At 42.6% G+C, this 12,854-nt stretch carries 14 protein-coding genes; 7 read left to right on the top strand and 7 right to left on the bottom strand.

Annotated features, from left to right (window positions below):
* Positions 1–208 precede the first annotated feature (208 nt).
* On the top strand, positions 209–1,666 hold the full coding sequence (locus tag HWQ41_RS09535) for an APC family permease (protein ID WP_292761885.1): 1,458 nt from the start codon (positions 209–211) through the stop codon (positions 1,664–1,666).
* A gap of 45 nt (positions 1,667–1,711) precedes the next feature.
* Positions 1,712–1,903 carry a hypothetical protein gene (locus HWQ41_RS09530; RefSeq protein ID WP_292761883.1) on the top strand — a complete coding sequence of 64 codons (192 nt, stop codon included), beginning with the start codon at positions 1,712–1,714 and terminating at the stop codon, positions 1,901–1,903.
* Between the two features lie 144 nt (positions 1,904–2,047).
* Here the strand turns inward: HWQ41_RS09530 and HWQ41_RS09525 are convergent, their stop codons facing one another.
* From HWQ41_RS09525 to HWQ41_RS09510, 4 genes are all read right to left on the bottom strand, one after another.
* A complete protein-coding gene (locus HWQ41_RS09525) occupies positions 2,048–2,554 on the bottom strand; it encodes a hypothetical protein (protein ID WP_292761881.1) in 507 nt (168 codons plus the stop codon).
* Between the two features lie 66 nt (positions 2,555–2,620).
* Positions 2,621–4,150, bottom strand: a complete 1,530-nt coding sequence (locus tag HWQ41_RS09520; RefSeq protein ID WP_292761879.1) for an AAA family ATPase — start codon at positions 4,148–4,150, stop codon at positions 2,621–2,623.
* A gap of 99 nt (positions 4,151–4,249) precedes the next feature.
* Positions 4,250–4,849, bottom strand: coding sequence for a 50S ribosomal protein L25/general stress protein Ctc (locus tag HWQ41_RS09515; RefSeq protein WP_292761877.1), 600 nt, complete (start codon positions 4,847–4,849; stop codon positions 4,250–4,252).
* Positions 4,850–4,940: 91 nt separating this feature from the next.
* Entirely contained in the window at positions 4,941–6,284 is a 1,344-nt protein-coding gene (locus tag HWQ41_RS09510; protein ID WP_292761875.1) for an adenylosuccinate synthase, read from the bottom strand.
* A 131-nt stretch (positions 6,285–6,415) separates the two neighbouring features.
* On the opposite strand from HWQ41_RS09510, the gene HWQ41_RS09505 reads away from it, so the two are divergent.
* A complete protein-coding gene (locus HWQ41_RS09505) occupies positions 6,416–7,234 on the top strand; it encodes a DUF6544 family protein (RefSeq protein ID WP_292761873.1) in 819 nt (272 codons plus the stop codon).
* 263 nt (positions 7,235–7,497) lie between these two features.
* Positions 7,498–9,333, top strand: coding sequence for a CHASE3 domain-containing protein (locus tag HWQ41_RS09500; protein ID WP_292761871.1), 1,836 nt, complete (start codon positions 7,498–7,500; stop codon positions 9,331–9,333).
* On the opposite strand, the gene HWQ41_RS09495 is transcribed toward HWQ41_RS09500, so the two are convergent.
* Both HWQ41_RS09495 and HWQ41_RS09490 read right to left on the bottom strand, forming a co-directional pair.
* On the bottom strand, positions 9,330–9,650 hold the full coding sequence (locus tag HWQ41_RS09495; RefSeq protein WP_292761869.1) for a hypothetical protein: 321 nt from the start codon (positions 9,648–9,650) through the stop codon (positions 9,330–9,332). The two genes, HWQ41_RS09500 and HWQ41_RS09495, sit on opposite strands and share 4 nt — an antisense overlap.
* A gap of 520 nt (positions 9,651–10,170) precedes the next feature.
* On the bottom strand, positions 10,171–10,383 hold the full coding sequence (locus HWQ41_RS09490) for a hypothetical protein (RefSeq protein ID WP_292761867.1): 213 nt from the start codon (positions 10,381–10,383) through the stop codon (positions 10,171–10,173).
* Between the two features lie 415 nt (positions 10,384–10,798).
* On the opposite strand from HWQ41_RS09490, the gene HWQ41_RS09485 reads away from it, so the two are divergent.
* The 3 genes from HWQ41_RS09485 to HWQ41_RS09475 all read left to right on the top strand — a co-directional run bounded on the left by HWQ41_RS09485 (position 10,799) and on the right by HWQ41_RS09475 (position 12,419).
* The gene (locus HWQ41_RS09485; protein WP_292761865.1) at positions 10,799–11,704 is read left to right on the top strand and encodes a phosphodiester glycosidase family protein; all 906 of its coding nucleotides are present in this window, start codon (positions 10,799–10,801) and stop codon (positions 11,702–11,704) included.
* Positions 11,705–11,852: 148 nt separating this feature from the next.
* Positions 11,853–12,164 (top strand): threonine dehydratase, encoded by a 312-nt coding sequence (locus tag HWQ41_RS09480; RefSeq protein ID WP_292761863.1) that lies wholly within the window; start codon positions 11,853–11,855, stop codon positions 12,162–12,164.
* A gap of 126 nt (positions 12,165–12,290) precedes the next feature.
* The gene (locus tag HWQ41_RS09475) at positions 12,291–12,419 is read left to right on the top strand and encodes a hypothetical protein (protein ID WP_292761861.1); all 129 of its coding nucleotides are present in this window, start codon (positions 12,291–12,293) and stop codon (positions 12,417–12,419) included.
* Positions 12,420–12,579: 160 nt separating this feature from the next.
* Here the strand turns inward: HWQ41_RS09475 and HWQ41_RS09470 are convergent, their stop codons facing one another.
* Positions 12,580–12,789, bottom strand: coding sequence for a hypothetical protein (locus HWQ41_RS09470; RefSeq protein ID WP_292761860.1), 210 nt, complete (start codon positions 12,787–12,789; stop codon positions 12,580–12,582).
* Between the last annotated feature and the right edge of the window lie 65 nt (positions 12,790–12,854).

Below are 12,854 nucleotides of genomic sequence, written 5' to 3'. Positions count from 1 at the left end.
CTTGTACTTCACTCAAGCGATAACCGCTATAAGCTAATCAGTAGTTAATAAAAATTATTTATCTATTTAATAATAAAGAATATTTGCTCTTATTAGTGAGATTTCATAAAGTGAAATCAGCATTTTGTAGTCAGTACCTATTCAACTTACTTTTAGGCTTTAGTCCCGTGCCTGCCGGATTCAAATATATAGTGAGTAGAGATAGTACATGACTCAAGAAATAGAGCTAAAAATCAATCAGAGCGCTCATGGCTTAAAAAAAGAATGTCTTTCCTATGGGGAAGTATTTGCCCAATCAGTAGCAGTGATTGCCCCCACGACAACACCCGCAGCTAATTTAGGTTTAATTTTCGCCAGTTCAGGTAACGGAACTTGGCTGAGTTTCTTGTTAGGGATGATTGGGCTGTTGTTTGTCGCTATCAACATTAACCAATTTGCACGGCGTTCAGCTTCTCCAGGTTCGCTGTATTCCTATATTGTCAAAGGTTTAGGCTCTACAGCAGGTGTTTTGTCTGCCTGGGGTCTGATTCTGGGTTATTTATTTACCGGAATGTCAACCTTATCTGGCTTTGCAATTTTTGGTGAATCTTTGCTGGGTCATATTGGCATACACACGCATACTTTAACATTGTTCGCACTGGGGACGGGTCTGGCTTGGTATGTGGGTTATAAAGACATTCAGTTATCAGCAAAGATGATGCTGGTACTTGAAGGCATCTCTGTAGTTTCAATTTTATTGTTGGGGATGATTGTTTGGGCGCACAAGGGCTTTGCAATTGATCTGTCCCAACTGAGCCTCAAAGGAGCTACCCCTGGTGGCATCTCGCTAGGAATTGTCCTAGTTGTGTTTGGTTTTTCAGGTTTTGAAAGTGCTACGTCTTTAGGAGATGAAGCTAAAAAACCACTGAAAAATATTCCCAAATCTTTGCTCCAAAGCACGATATGGTCTGGTGTATTTTTCATGTTCATGGCCTATGTGGAAGTGCTGGGCTTTAGTGGTAGCTCCGTAGACTTGGGTAAAACCGAGGAGCCACTTACATTTTTGGCAAATCAAGCAGGTGTGGGCTTATTAGGAACGTTAGTTAGTATTGGTGCATTATTGAGCTTCTTCGGTTGTACTCTTGCTTGTATCAATCCCGCAGCCAGAATAGTGTTCATGATGGCACGGGATGGTTTGTTTCACAATTCTCTGGGTAAAGCCCATAATTCTAACCTGACACCCCACACAGCAATTGCCCTGTGTTCCTTGATTACATTTATAGTCCCTAGTGCGTTGAACCTGTTTGGCATCAAGCCTTTTGAAATTTTGGGTTACACAGGAACACTTTGCACATATGGTTTCTTAGTTGTATATATTTTGGTTTCAATTGCTGCTCCAATTTACTTGTATCGCATTAAAAAACTCCGCTTAATGGATATCTTATTTTCAGTTTTAGGCGTAGTTTTTATGATGATTCCTGTTCTCGGTACTGTTGGAATTCCCGGTAGTACTCTATTTCCAGTGCCACCAGCACCTTACAATACCTTCCCTTACTTGGTCTTACTGTACTTTGTTGCTGGGTTTGGATGGTTTGTCATTCAAAGACTGCGTTATCCCAAAATGGTGAACAAAATGGAACACTCCATTGATGAGATTCACGCTCGATTCAAAGACGAAATCCTTTAATCTTCGTGATTTCAAGTTAGGCTACAGTCCCATGAGGAGATAGCAATGGAATTTGAACTAGGACAGCAGGTTATCTGGAACTACAAGTCTTGTGCAAGGCACACCTATGCTCATAAGATCCCTGCTCAAATCATCAAATTCAGTCAAAAACAAGTCCAAATTCAGATACACAAGACTACTGGTGAATCCCTTAGACGTTGGGTTCACCGAGATAGGCTGGAAACCTTTAAAATTTAGTGGGGATTAGGGAGTGGGGAATGACAATTGAGGACTAGAAATTAGGGATTAAGATTAGGAGTGAACTACTGACTTCCGCGATACCGTTAAAATAATTCTTTCCCACTCCCCAGTTTCCAGTCCCCATACCCAATACCCAAATTACTACTTTTCCCAAAACCTGAAATTGGTACTATTTCCAGGAGTGCGACGGTAACGGCGGCCGGCTCTTCTTGTTTGCCGTTTGTTGATCCTCTCGTTCGTTGGTTCAACTTCGCCCTCTTCTGACTCTTCAACTTGCAATTGAGTTCTAGTTGGTTCCTTACTTCCCCACCAAGCAGTAATCCAGCCTCCAGCTAAAGCGCCTATTCCACCTAACAAGATACTCATGGGTGCTGGATACCCCAAATATACAAAGCCCAGCATGAAAAATAACCAGTATTTCAATCCTGTATCTACGCCATCAGAGGAGGCTACAGTTGGCGGCTGGGCGCTATTATTGGTTAGATTTGTGATCCAGCTTAAGATGAAACCCCCCAGGATTCCTAAGAAGATGCTCAGGGCTGGTGCGGAGCCGGTCATTATTAATATAAATGTTAAAAATGCCCCAAATAACAGCTGAGAAAAGAAGCTGGGAGAAATACTGAAAAAGTCGTTCTTTTTGTCTGCCATAGAGTAAAAAAAAAGCTATTAACTAATTACTAATGACGCTTGCGGACTCGCTAACGTCATTACGAATTATTTTAATTGTGCCTGTTGTGGTTGAGTTGTATCCAAAATCTTTACGTAGGCTTGTTCTTCTTCAGTGAAAGGTTCAGCTTGTTTGATTTGTGAGGCTAATAAATCGGCGGTGGCATCAGCGATATCACCAGTGCGATTGTTCAAACGCTCTTTTAGAACTTCAAGCGGTGCTGTGCATTGGATAATCTGAATAGGAAGTTGGTGCTTTGTAGCTTGTGCGATCGCTTCTTGCCGTAACTGCTGTCTATCATACTTGGCATCCAAAATCACCGAAAAACCTTGTTTAGCCAGGATAATTCCCAATTCCAACAGCCGTGTGTAAGTTTTCTCGGTCATCTCAGGTGTATACAAATCATCGCCACCCTTTTCCCACAGGGGAATTCCCCCTAAATGCTTCCGCACCGCATCCGAACGCAGGTGAATCGCTCCCTGTTGACGGGCTAAATACCTTGCTGTGGTACTTTTACCAGAACCCGACAACCCCGACATCAAAATTAGTTGTCCCAGCTTTGGTTTAGTGTAGTCCCAAGCCTGTTTGTAATAATCGGCGGCGGTTTTTGTCGCTTCTTCCTTTACCGTCGCGGGTACACTCGGATCGTCTAGCAAAAATGAAGTTACCTTTGCCCGGACATAAGCCTGACGACTTAAATATAAGGGCAGCACCTGTAAGCCTTCCCAGTCTCCAGTTTGTTCTATATAGGCATTCAAAAACGCATTACCCAAGTCTTTGCGTTGCCGCGCTTCCAAATCCATCACCGTAAACGCCACATCGTACATCACATCGACAAAACGAAACGGCTCATTAAACTCAATGCAATCGAACAGCAAGATTTTATCGTGCCACAGGGCAATATTTCTCAGGTGTAAATCCCCGTGACATTCACGAATATAGTTGTTGTGAATTCTGCTAGCAAATAATTCTGGACGTTCTGCAAAATAGTTATCTGTATATTGTTTTGTTTCTGTAAATTGCGCCTGCGTCTGCGGGCCACCAATATACTTTTCAGTTTGCTGATAATTTTCATCAAAGGCAGCCCGAACTTTTGGTACTTCACCAAAACTGCGAATATAATCATTCGTCTGTGCATCGGCATGGTATTGAGCCACCACCCGTCCCAACTCTTCTAGATGTGTCTCATTTAAGTTACCCTGTTCAAAAAGTGTACTTAATAGCGACTCTTGAGGAAACTGGCGCATCTTCAGCACGTATTCTACAGCCTCGACCGTTCCCCCTAACTGATATTGCTCCCCTACCAAAGTTATGGGCAAAACTTCTAAATACAGTTCACCGGCACCGCGCTGATTTAACCGCAACTCTTCCTGACAAAAATGCTGCCGCTTATCTAAGGTAGAAAAGTCCAAAAAGCCAAAATTCACAGGTTTTTTTAGCTTATAAACGTAATCCCCAGTTAACAGCACATAAGAAATGTGGGTTTGAATTAGTTGAATGGGTTCTGTTACCGCATGGGGATAAAATCCAGGCTGCAACATTTGCTGAATTAAAGCTGGAAGAGTCACTTCTGTCATCTCTGTCCTCTGCGCTCTCTGCGCCTCTGCGGTTCAAATACAAAAAAACCAGGAGTTTCCCCCTGGTATCATCAAAAATTATTACACAGTTTACCTAGCTTAAGAAGCTGCTTCAGTTTCTGTCTCAATATCTTCAGCGCTGATTTGCGGTGGCAAAACGCTGACAACAAGTCGCTCTGGTTCAGCTAGAGGTGTAACACCTTCAGGAAAAACTATATCACCAATATTCAAGCTGTCTCCCATTTGCAGGTTAGTGACATCGATTTCAATTACATCTGGGATATTTTCTGGCGCACAACTCACTTGCAATTCAGTGATTACGGTGTCTAACACACCACCATCTTGTTTAACACCAATAGCAGTTCCCACAAAACGGAACCGAACTTCTACAGTGGTGTCGCCGTGGCCTGCAACCGCGAAAAAGCTGAGGTGGTAAGGGGTACCTTTGGCTGGATGGATCTGAAGTTCCCGCAGCAAGGTTTTACCGCGCCAAGGTGCATCAGCAACATTCAACTCAATCAAGGTGTTGTTGACGGAAGCTCTTTTGAGTAAACGCTCAACAGTTTTAGCATCAATGGTCAAAGAAATGGATTCTGTACCCTTATGACCATACAAATTGGCAGGTATCAGTCCAGCACGGCGCAAAGCTCTTGGCTTGCTGCCTTCTGGACGTTTTTGAGATTCGACTGTAATAGCCATAAAATTTGTTAGTTGTTAATTATCAATTGTCAGTTGTCATTTGTCCTTTGTCCTTTGTCATTTGCTAATGACTAATGACTAATGACTAAATTTACGCACTAAGTAGGGTAGCAGGTGTGCCGTCGGGGTGCAATAAAGCGCGTTTGGGGCCGTGGATGGGGTCTTCGACAATTATGGTTTGATCGCGGCTAGCTCCTAGTGAGACGATCGCGATCGGGACTTCCATTAATTCGGCTAAGAATTTTAGATAGTCCAGTGCTTGCTGTGGCAAGTCTTCTAGGGTGCGGCAGTGAGTTGTTGACACTTGCCATCCTGGTAAGGTTTTGTAGATGGGGCGACATCTGGCAAATTTACGAGAACTGGTGGGAAACTGTTCGCTGCGATCGCCATCTATGTCATAGGCGACACAAACTTGGATTGACTCTAATTCATCGAGAACATCCAGTTTGGTCAGCGCCATACAATCCATGCCGTTAATCCGCACGGCATAGCGACCGATGACAGCATCAAACCAGCCGCAACGCCGTTTGCGTCCGGTAGTTGTGCCAAATTCGGCACCGCGATCGCACAACAATTCTCCCAACTCCCCATGCAATTCGGTAGGAAATGGCCCCTCTCCCACCCGCGTTGTATAGGCTTTCGACACCCCAATTACCCGGTCAATCATTGTCGGCCCTACCCCTGTACCAACGCAAGCCCCCCCCGCCACAGGGTTAGAGGAGGTGACATAGGGATAAGTTCCGTGATCTAGGTCAAGGAGCGTACCTTGTGCGCCTTCAAACAAAATATTGCGCCGTCGCGCAATCGCATCGGATATTTTGTACGATGTATCAACAACGTAAGGCCGCAAGCGTTCTGCATACTCCAAATACTCTTCAATCACCTCTTGTGCATCTAGAGGCGGCAAGTTGTAAAGCTTTTCTAAAATGACGTTTTTATAATTAATCGTCCACTCCAACTGCTCACGTAGCCCATCGGGGTCCATCAAGTCTAAAACCCGAATGCCTATACGTTCAGATTTATCAGCATAAGTCGGCCCAATGCCCCGACCTGTTGTGCCGATCTTATGGCTTCCCCGTCGTTCTTCCGATGCCTGGTCAATCAACCGATGATAAGGCATCGTTACGTGGGCTGTCTCAGATATCAGCAGGTGGTCAGTGGAAATATTTAATTCTTTTAGTTGGTCGAGTTCTGCGATCAAAATCTGTGGATCGATGACTGTTCCACAGCCGATAATGCAATCGGTATTTGGATACAAAATCCCAGAGGGAATCAAGTGCAGCTTAAAGGTCTGACCTTTGACTACAATCGTGTGTCCAGCATTGACACCCCCTTGGTAACGTACCACAACATCTGCTGAACGGCTGAGTAAGTCAGTTATTTTACCTTTTCCTTCATCGCCCCATTGGGCACCTATGACAATGACGTTAGCCAAGAGCTTATATTAAGAAGTAAAGTTTCCACAAACTATTATTATTAACATATTGCTTGAATCATGTCAAGCTGATTGTAGAACAATCTCGCTGTTTTCAATTTAGTAGGGTAGTACAGCTATTAATAATATGTATGTTTGCCAAAATTATTGTGGATATAGTCATCTTACTCGCGGTGAGCTTCTTTGTTCTGGTGATTATGCAAGTCAGAACTAATCAACAGGTCAGCCAGTTGTGGCAAATACTAGAATCTGCACCGACTCATCAGCACTTTCATGTAGACATGATTGCGGGATTACCAGCACCCGTACAGCGTTACTTTTTACACGCTATTGCTCTAGGAACGCCCCTTGCTACCTCTATCAAACTGAAAATGCAGGGGCAGCTTCGGATTAGTCCAGATAAACCTTGGCTACCGATGCAAGCGCAAGAAATCCTGACCTCAAAAGGGTTTGTTTGGAAGGCAGTCATCGGCCGTGGACTTTTCCAACTTCAGGGAGGAGATTATTATGTCAACGGTTTGGGGAGAGTGCAATTTGGTCTGTGGGGATTGGTTCCCTTTGTGAATGCTCACAATCTGGATATCACTCGTTCAAGCATTGGGCGACTGGGAGGGGAATTTTTTTGGCTCCCATCGGCTCTATTGCTTCAGCCGAATGTCACATGGAAAGCTATCGACGACAACACGATTCAAGCCAGTTTCCACATTGATGGTGAACCCGTCACCCTTACTTTAGTAATTGATGCCAACGGCAAGGTTTTACAGGTTTGGCTGCCACGTTGGGGCGATCGCACAGAAGATAAAAGTTGGACTTATATTCCCTTTGGTGGTGTGTTCCAAGCTGAACGCACCTTTGAAGGCTTGACCATTCCCTCTCGCATAAGTGCAGGCTGGTGGTTTGGAACCGAGCGTTATGTTGAGTCTTTTCTTGCTGAGATAGAAGTCCTTTGATTAAAGACATTTTTAGCAGCATTAATATTGATCAACACTCTGTCTCACAGGCTGTATCGTTGATTTCCAAACTCTATTGGCTATACGACTGCTAAAAATGAATTTATATTAAAAATTAGCGGATTTATTTGTGAATATATGTATAAATTATTATCCCAAATAATCCAGATATTTACAACTCTAACAGATTGTATTTTGTTACCCGTGTTATCAAAATTATTAAAATATTCTCAGTATTTGTTTTTTATCTTTAATCTTAACTGATGGAGGTAATCTGCGGCAGAAACGGCGATCGCATGATCAAAAAATGGTATCGATTTCAAAAGCTGAAAACAATATTCATCCTAGCATTGGCAGTTGTATTTACTAATGCTGTAGTCTCATATAGCAACACTGTTCAGCTAATTCACAACCAGCAATGGGTGACATACTCCTATAAAGTTATTACTCAACTTGAAAGTATCCAATTTACACTCAAAGATACTGAAACGGCACAACGTAATTATTTAATTACAGCAGATGCAGATGATTTACAAACCTATATTGCAGCTTATCAACAAACTAATAGCAATATTCAGATTCTCAGCAAGTTAACTGCTAATAACGATCAAAAGCAGCAGTGGATTTCTTTGCTGGAGCCGAAAATTACCAACAGGCTCAACATTCTGCAACAAGAAATTTACCTCAGACAAAACCAGGGATTAGAAGCGGTTCGGCAGCAAATCTTATCTGATAAAGACAAGCAAATTGGCAAAGAGATTCAACAGCTGATTCACGACTCTTTAAAAGTAGAGCAAAATTTATTACACCAGGGAATGCAGCAGTCACAAGCAAGTTCCCAAAAGGCGATAGTGACATTTTTTATCGCTGCTGTTGTGGATTTGGTGGTGGTGGCGCTGCTGTATGATTTGTTGTGGCGTTATATCAGGCAACTTCAGCAAACGGAACTGGGACTAAGCCAAAGCGAAAATCGTTTACGAGCCATGATAGATGCAGAACCAGAATGCATCAAGTTAATTGCCAGGGATGGCACCCTTTTAGAAATTAATGCAGAAGGGCTGGCAATGATGGAAGTGGAAAGTGCTGATGTATTGATTGGTAAACCAATTGATGCCGTAATTATACCAGAGTACAGAACAGCCTTTGCCAACTTGCATAAAAGTATCTGCCAAGGTAACAAGGGGACTTTGGAGTTTGAAATTGTGGGATTTAAAGGCACCCGCCGCTACATGGAAACTCATGGCGTACCACTGCGTAACGAATCTGATGGGACGTTCATGCATTTGGCACTGATGCGAGATATAACCCAGCAAAAACAACTGGAAGCTCAACTTCTGCGATCGCAACGTTTGGAGAGTATCGGTACTCTAGCTGGCGGTATCGCCCATGACCTCAACAATATACTATCCCCTATTTTAATGTCAGTTCAATTGTTGCAGAAGAAATTGCCCGACCAGCAGAGTCAGCAAATACTGCAAACTTTAGAAAATAATGTTAAACGCGGCGCTAATTTGCTCAAGCAAGTGTTATCCTTTGCACGAGGTATTGAAGGTAAACGGACAATTGTCCAAATTCAGCCATTGATGGCAGAAATTGAGGAACTTATCGCTCAAACATTCCCCAAATCCATTATCTGCCAGATAGATATCCCCAAAAATCTGTGGTACGTCCGTGGAGACACAACTCAACTACATCAGGTGTTGATAAACTTAGTAGTCAACGCCCGCGATGCTATGCCCAATGGCGGTATTTTAAGAATTGTAGCGGAAAATCTGGTAATTGGTGAACATTCTGCCCAGATAAATATAGATGCGAAAGTGGGTTCTTATATTGCGATCGTGGTGACGGATACTGGTATGGGGATGTCTTCCTCAGTTCAGCAACGGATTTTTGAACCATTTTTTACCACCAAAGAGGTAGGCAAAGGTACAGGTTTAGGACTTTCTACGGCGTTGGGTATTATTAAGAATCACGGTGGTTTTGTCAATGTTTACAGTCAAGTAGGCAGAGGTACTCAATTTACAGTGTACTTGCCTGCCTCAACAAGAGACACATATTCACTATCTCCAGAACTGGAATCAGTTATAGGAGATGGCTAATTTATTTTGGTGGTGAAAATATCACAAACGACAAAAATATTATCAACCAAAACTTTCTGCCCACGTTGGAAATGAGAACAGTCTAACTTAGTCCTCAGCCGAAAGTTCAACAAGTCATAGCGAAGTGAACCATCTGGATGACTTGCCCTTGGTGGGATATCGAGTGCTTCGATTGGACAACCGCCAATTGTGGAATCTGGAGTCACCCTAAAACTAAAACCTGGTAATTCAAGGCGCTTCACTACAATGTTCCGCAAACGACGGGAATGGTGAATAACAAAATAGACCTCAACTTCGATAGCAGTTAAAAACTCCATGAGTTTGGGAAAGTAAGTATTGAAAAGGTTGAATAGTTATGGATGATTTTTGAAAAAAAGTAACTTTTTGAATATTAAAAACCTGCCAAACTCTAGCGACTTGGCAGGTTTTTTAGGTTAATAGGACTAGCCCTTTCAAGGTCACTGATAAAATCTCTGCTTTCCTCTCTGCGTTCTCCGTGCCTCTGCGGTTTAAAAGTTATTTATTGAACCACAGAGGCGCAGAGAACACAGAGAAAAGAGGAATTATTATCCAAAAATTTTACCCACCTTGAAAGGGCTAGTCCTAGTTAATAGAAATAAAAAATATCAGTTAACATGATACGCCGTTATCACTATTCTTTTGTCTGGACTATATACGGACTCGACTCTTGGGTATTCGGTATGAATCCACCATACTTTTATTCTATTAGACTGTGCAGGTGCGCTACTTGCGATTGAATACCCTGCCTCAGTCATTAAGGTTTCAAAAGTATTTGAGTCGAGAACTGTACAATTAAAAGCTGTTAGTCCCTGTATTTTATGTCTGTTTAGGGTCATAGCTACCCTGGTAAGTCGTAAAAATTCTATATCCTGGTAATACTAAAGCAATTCCAGTGTAACTGTGAATTTTACCGGGATATTTATAGGGAATATCATCTGGTATGCTCCCACCAATGCGAAAACTAAAGCCAAGTAGCCATATATACAAACCAGGTAGTAGTAAATCCATGCTATATGCAATAGCTCTCATTGCCTCATTTTCTTTGAAAGAAGCACAATTTATGGCTAGAGCGAATTTTTTGGAGATATTTTTTAGGTTTGTAATTTCTAACATGGTCTTAGTTTCAGTCCCGGTGAGGGGATTTAGTAAGTTTGAAGCGTTTCAATCCCTATGAAGAGTAAATTTCTAACATGGTCTTAGTTTCAGTCCTGGTGAGGGGATTTAGTAAGTTTGAAGCATTTCAATCCCTATGAAGAGTAAGGTGTTTTGCAACTTTCTTAGATTTTACCATGTATACTTGCTAAAATCGTTAACTTCTGCTTGTGTTTTTGTACACTATGCCCTAAACTATTTCCCTCGGTTGGGCGTGTGTAGACGTTCCAAAATTCAATCAAGTTTTGCAGTATAATGTGCAACTGTTCGCCGCGATCGCGTAAGTTTAAAAGTGAGAAAAATTAAACTACTGAGTTTGATATTAATTAGTTTGGCAATGGCGTTATGGTTTAATTTGCGTTCCTCAACACCGTCAATACCGACTGTTACATCTTCACCACCAAAAACTATCCGCTACTTCGAGCGCATTTTGCCCCAAAGCATAGCTCACATCCTGTTAATTCCAGCTAATAGCAGATTTTTGGTAACTCCTGCAATATCACAGAAGGTAGCCACTGTAGAGGAATTTGCCCAGAAGCATCGAGCCGTAGCTATTTTGAACGCAGGCTTTTTTGACCCAGCTAACCAAAAATCTACATCATATATTGTCCTACAAGGGAAGGTGGTAGCTGACCCCAAGGAAAACGAGCGACTGGTGAACAATCCCAACTTAAAACCTTACCTGAGTCAAATTTTCAATCGCACAGAATTCCGCCGCTATTTATGTGGGCAAACTATCAGCTATTCCATTGCCCTACACAATCAGTCACCACCAGCAGGTTGTCAGTTAGTCGATGCTATAGGTGCAGGCCCAAGCCTATTACCAGAACTCACCTCAGTAAAAGAAGGCTTTGTGGATAATGCCAATAAACGAGATGCACTTGGCAGCAACCAACCCAACGCCAGAACTGCCGTGGGTATCACCCGTGATGGCAGCGTTGTTTTAGTTATGGTGGCTCAAAAATCCTCATCTCCCGCTAACTCTGGGGTGTCGTTGCCAGCATTAGCTGATTTTATGAAAACCCTTGGTGCCGATAAAGCAATGAACCTAGATGGAGGGAGTTCGTCTTCGCTTTATTACAATGGCAGAACCTTTTACGGGAAAGTTAATTTGGAGGGAAATTCTATCAAGCGTCCCGTGAAGTCAGTTTTGCTGGTTCAGGAAAATGCACAAACCATAGGGATTTCCAACAAATAAATTATTCAATCTTGTGCGGTGGACATCTTACCCGCCTGTAGCTAAAGGTGGACGAGACGCCTACCCACTGGTAGATTTTTGCCATAACACCAATCCCCCGATCCCAATTGAGTCACAATGATAATAGGGAATCATTGAAGGTGCTGTCATGCTTCGTCTACCTCAAATTATTCGGAACTTGTTCCTTCGTTTGGAAGGCTTGTTTGGTGTTTTATTCCAAACTGTTTCTAATCTTATCGGAAATTTATTTGGTTTTTTTGCCAAGCTTTTCGGATTTACTAGCTCTGGTTATTTCTTGGAATCTAATGAGGCGCAAGCCATAAAGCAAGCTTCAGCGAAACAGCCAATTGAAACGAATCAGGATAACACTGCTAAAATTCCCACCACTAACCGCCGTCGTCCTAATGCCAAAATTGACGACTACTACCTCAACATGGCTCGTGATGTGAAAAAGAACTAACAAAAGTTATCAATTGGAGGTTGATCTTAGTAATGCGTAGACGCAAAGCGGTGAAGCAGCACGGGAACAGGGGGTTTCCCCCATGAGCGACTGCTATTAGCGCCGCGTTAGCGAGTCAGACGCTTTGTGAACGCTATCGAGCGTCACCCGGAGGGCTTGTCGTTAGACATCGCCTATGTTGGACGCTTTGCACGATCGCACTCCCAATTTTTACTCTCAGAATTTTATAAATTACTGTCGCCTGCACTGGTGTAGTGTGAGGGCGCTTTTGGGAAAAATCATCCAGCCACAATTAACGGATTTGTATCCGCGTAGGCGTAGCCCACCGCAGGCATCGCACTTCAAAAAAATTAGATCCACTTTGAGGCTGGACAAGAGCGAGAGAGATTTTTGAGATTGAATATTTACTTGATTTTTAACTTACCAAATCAACCAAGGCGTTCGACCGGAAGCGGACTACAGATGAAACTGAGCAACCGCGATAATTCTCAGAGGTGAATACTGATAGTGTGATATTAGCTTGACCGGGATCTAAAATGCGTTTTACCTTGCAGGTTTGCATTTTGTTGTTGCAGTAAGCAATAATGCGATCGCCAGCCTTGACATCCAACGCTTGAATTTTCAATTAATACCAACCTTGCCTGGAGTTTGCTTAGTTAAAGGAAAAATATATTGCTATATTTCACTTGC

The organism is Nostoc sp. NOS(2021) (genome assembly GCF_017115025.1).
Classification (GTDB): Bacteria; Cyanobacteriota; Cyanobacteriia; order Cyanobacteriales; family Nostocaceae; genus Nostoc.
Note: the sequence above shows the minus strand (reverse complement) of the source record. Positions and strands in the feature narration are given on the sequence as shown.